This window comes from Aliivibrio sp. S4MY1 (genome assembly GCF_028765545.1).
Lineage (GTDB): Bacteria > Pseudomonadota > Gammaproteobacteria > Enterobacterales > Vibrionaceae > Aliivibrio.
In genome coordinates, this window is sequence record NZ_JARACP010000040.1 from 1 (window position 1) to 4,556 (window position 4,556).

At 38.7% G+C, this 4,556-nt stretch carries 3 protein-coding genes; 2 read left to right on the forward strand and 1 reads right to left on the reverse strand.

What is annotated here, in order from left to right; all coding sequences use genetic code 11:
• The first annotated feature begins 426 nt into the window (after nt 1-426).
• Both PVK71_RS20035 and pepT read left to right on the forward strand, forming a co-directional pair.
• Nucleotides 427-789 (forward strand): helix-turn-helix domain-containing protein, encoded by a 363-nt coding sequence (locus tag PVK71_RS20035; protein ID WP_274421089.1) that lies wholly within the window; start codon nt 427-429, stop codon nt 787-789.
• Between the two features lie 131 nt (nt 790-920).
• Entirely contained in the window at nt 921-2,150 is a 1,230-nt protein-coding gene (gene pepT, locus PVK71_RS20040; RefSeq protein WP_274421088.1) for a peptidase T, read from the forward strand.
• 240 nt (nt 2,151-2,390) lie between these two features.
• Here pepT and fdhF read toward each other — a convergent pair.
• Nucleotides 2,391-4,556, reverse strand: a 2,166-nt coding sequence (gene fdhF, locus PVK71_RS20045; RefSeq protein WP_274421087.1) for a formate dehydrogenase subunit alpha, incomplete at its 5' end; no start/stop codon positions are given.

The window sequence follows — 4,556 nt, forward strand, 5'->3', positions numbered from 1 at the left end:
GTGCTAATCTCTAATTTTTTCATATTTTAATATATATATCTTAACTATTTAATTGGTAATTAAATAATTTTTTGAACAAACAATTTGCATTAAATTACCAATGTAACTACTATGTACTCATAAAATCAATCCGATACCTTCTTATTGGATACTTATCAATAAAATTAAGTAGTTAAACAAAGATAACACTTAATTTAAACATGCAATACTAAACAGATTGTCACTAAAGATCTGCTCACTTAAATAAGTATCATCTACAATTCAGCGAATATTAAATAAAAACTTATGACCTATAAGTAAGCTAATGAAATTCATTTCATTTGTATCTAAAATAGTTGGAAATATAATTTCAATTAGGCGTTGGATTGTTATCATTCTATTAAATTTACAATTTCGAGGTTTATTGTGTTAGATGAAAACACCTCTATGGAAAGTATCTCTCGACGGATCGAGGTCAGAAAAAAAGAACTAGGGCTTTCCAATACTCAAATTGCTACTGCATGTGATGTATCAACTAGAACAGTAATTAACTGGACTAGTGGACTTTCTAGCCCTCATATATCCAAATTGATTCCTTTAAGCTTTATCTTGAGAAAAGAGATTGGTTGGATCATTTCAGGTTGTGATAATATTCCTGATTGGCTTGGCGTTACGATGTCTGATGTTATTGGATTCCATCAGGAATTATCAAAATACTCAAAATCAGAACGAACTATGCTATTCAAGTCGATTAGTAACCTAATTGAGCAGTTTGGTTTCATTTTAAAAACAAAAGAAAACAAGCAATAATTTATATTTAGCGCATATGTTTTTAGTATGCGCTAACCACTTTGCTTTTTATGACCCATCGCAAACTTTAAATACTCTTTTTGATCAATACTTTCACTCGACTTTCTTTTCAATTACATAGAGTGAATATCATGAAAGACCTTGTAGAACGCTTTCTTTGTTATGTGAGTATTGATACTCAATCCAACCCTTCTGCACCACAATGCCCAAGCACTGAAAAACAATTCAATTTAGCTAAACAATTAATCGCTGAGTTAAATGAATTAGAACTTTCTGATGTCTCTCTTGATGACAATGGCTATGTCATGGCTCGCTTACCTTCAAACGTCAACTACGATGTACCTGCCATTGGTTTTGTCGCGCATATGGATACAGCTCCTGACGCATCTGGTGAGAATGTTAAACCTCAACTTATAGAAAACTATCAAGGCGATATTATTACTCTTGGCACCAGTGGCGAAGAGTTAAACCCTGCTCAATTTCCTGATTTAAAAAACCTTATCGGTCATGATCTCATCACTACAGATGGAACTACTCTACTTGGTGCAGATAATAAAGCAGGTATTGCTGAAATCTTAACTGCCATTGCGGTACTAAAAGCCAATCCAGAAATCCCACATGGTGATATTTGCATTGGCTTTACGCCCGATGAAGAAATTGGTCGTGGCGCAAACCTATTTGATGTTGAGAAATTCAATGCTAAGTGGGCATATACTATCGATGGTGGCCCTGTGGGTGAATTAGAGTATGAAAACTTTAATGCCACCAGTGCTGATGTTATCTGTTATGGTGTTAACGTTCACCCTGGCACAGCCAAAAACAAAATGATCAACTCGATGAACATTGCTGCACAATTTCAATTGATGATGCCAGCAGATGAAACACCAGAAGGCACCGAAGGCTACGAAGGTTTCTATCACTTAAAATCAATGGAAGCAGGCGTTGCAAAAACTGAGCTTGGTTATATCGTTCGTGATTTTAGCCGTGAAGGCATGGCTGAGCGTAAAGCCTTTATGCAACAAAAAGTCGATGAGCTAAATGCAAAACTAGAAAAAGGCCGTGTTGAACTGGTTTTAACTGACAGCTACTTCAATATGCGTGAAATGGTGGAGCCTCATCCTCACATCATTGAATTAGCAAAACAAGCAATGACAGCGTGCGACATTCAACCTGATATTAAACCAATTCGAGGCGGCACTGATGGTGCTCGTTTATCTTTTATGGGTTTGCCTTGCCCTAATATCTTTACTGGTGGTTACAACTTCCACGGTATTCATGAATTCATTACCATTAATGGCATGAAGCAAGCAGTTAATGTGATTGTAAAAATTGCAGAGTTGAACGCAATCAATAATAAATAATTACGTTTTATACCAATCACAGTAAGTAAGTGATCAAAAATAGCGCAGGAAAAATGCTTGAGAACAAAGCGAAATTTTTCGATAAGTAGTTATTCTACAATCAAAAAATCCAACGTAGTTATCGAGCATTTTAACCAGTTAGGATGACCAATTATTTACTACGATTGGTATTACTAATCATACAAAAAATGCCCGATGATTAATAACCATCGGGCATTTTATTTTACGTTATTACATTACTTATACGCAGACTTCAGGCTCTGGGTTTAATACCTTTTCAACCTTCACCGCAGCTACTTTAAACTCAGGGATCTTGGCATGAGGATCGAGTGCTGTTGTGGTCAATTTATTCGCCGCTGCTTCTACAAAGTGGAACGGAACAAATATCACCCCTTCTTGCATACGCTTAGTCACAAATGCAGGAGCTTCAATCGTGCCTCTACGTGTTGATACTCGAACCATTTCACTGTTTGAAATACCTAAACGCTCAGCATCTGCCACACTCATCATAGCGCGCGGACCAGCAAGGTTGTTCAACCCTTTAGTTTTACGTGTCATAGTGCCTGTATGATATTGCTCCAATAAGCGTCCTGTTGTTAGTACCAATGGATACTCTTCATCAGGCAACTCAGCTGCATATCTAAATGGAACGGCAGCCATTTGACCTTTACCACGTAAGAACTGCTGATTGTGCATAATACGAGTTCCTTGCGGATTAGCATCATTACACGGCCATTGAAGTCCATTTTTACCAATTGCATCCCAATGCATGCCTTGGTACTGAGGTGTCACTCGAGTGATTTCTTCAGTAATGTCTTCAACCGATTGGTAATTCCACTCTCCACCCATCGCATTAGCAATTTCTTGAATTATCCACCAATCTTCTTTCGCTTCACCCGGAGGGTTTACTGCAGGAGAAATACGCTGAACACGACGCTCAGTATTGGTAAAGTGACCCGCTTTTTCTGCAAACGAACACGAAGGTAAAATCACATCAGCGTATGCAGCAGTTTCTGTCATGAAGATATCTTGTACGACTAAGAAATCTAACGTCTCTAAACCGTGAATTACGTGCGCTTGGTCAGGATCACTTAATACTGGATTCTCACCCATAATAAATAAGCCTTTGACTTGCTCATGGCACGCGGCATCAATGATTTCGGTTAACGTTAACCCTTTCTTACTTGGTAAGTTTGGCTTATTCCACGCTTTTACGAATTTCTCGTAAACCGCAGGATTCTCCACTTTTTGGTAGCCAGGGAAATCCGTGGGTAATGCGCCCATATCACACGCACCTTGTACGTTTGATTGACCACGAAGTGGGTTAATACCACCACCTTCAATACCAATATTGCCACACAACATTTGTAAGTTAGCAATAGAGCGAACGTTATCATGACCAGTAGTGTGCTGCGTAATACCCATTGAATAGTAAATAGCAGTACGCTTGGCTGTACCAATATAACGCGCTATTTCAATCACATCTTGCGCTTTCACGCCAGTGATTAACTCAATTTTCTCAGGTGAATACGTCTCTGACATTACTTCTATTTTAAGCTCATCAAAGCCTTCAACACGTTCTGTAATGTACGCTTGATCGTGCCAGTTATTCTTAATAATCTGCTGCATAATACCGTTAAGTAACATCACATCCGTACCCGGACGTTGCGCTACATACAGTTCTGCATGATCAGAGATATCTACTTGTTTTGGATCCGCAACAATCAAACGAGCACCGTGATGACGGATGGCTTGTTTAATGTGAGAAGCAATGATCGGGTGAGCAGATGTGGTATCTGAACCAATAATAAAGATCAGATCAGAATGTTTGATACTTGGAATATCATTGGTCATCGCCCCACTACCAATAGACGCTTCTAAGCCCGTTACTGTCGTTGAGTGACATAAGCGTGCACAGTGATCAAGGTTATTAGTTTCAAACTCACGACGTACTAATTTTTGGAATGCGTAGTTATCTTCATTGGTCGTTTTTGCAGACGAGAACCCAGCTAGCGCATTGCCGCCATGTTGAGATTTAATGGCACTGAACTTATTAGCAACTAATGTGATCGCCTCTTCCCAGCTTGCAGAAACTAATTCACCATTTTTACGAATTAACGGTGTTTTTAAACGCTCATCACTGCTGACAAAATCAAAACCAAAGCGACCTTTAACACACAGCATGCCTTCGTTCACCGGAGACGATTTCTCACCTTGAACGTATTTAATTTTGTTTGTTGATTCATCAACCATCATGGTTAACTTACAACCCACACCGCAGTATGTACAAATCGTATCAACTGGTTTTAAAATTTCGATTCGGCCTTGAGATTTATCACGAGAATCAACCAATGCACCAACAGGACACGCTTGAACACACGCACCACATTGCACACAGTTTGAATT

Excerpts from the sequence above, each read along its gene's own strand:
- pepT (WP_274421088.1), top strand. The coding sequence starts at position 921 with ATGAAAGACCTTGTAGAACGCTTTCTTTGTTATGTGAGTATTGATACT.
- PVK71_RS20035 (WP_274421089.1), top strand. The coding sequence starts at position 427 with ATGGAAAGTATCTCTCGACGGATCGAGGTCAGAAAAAAAGAACTAGGG.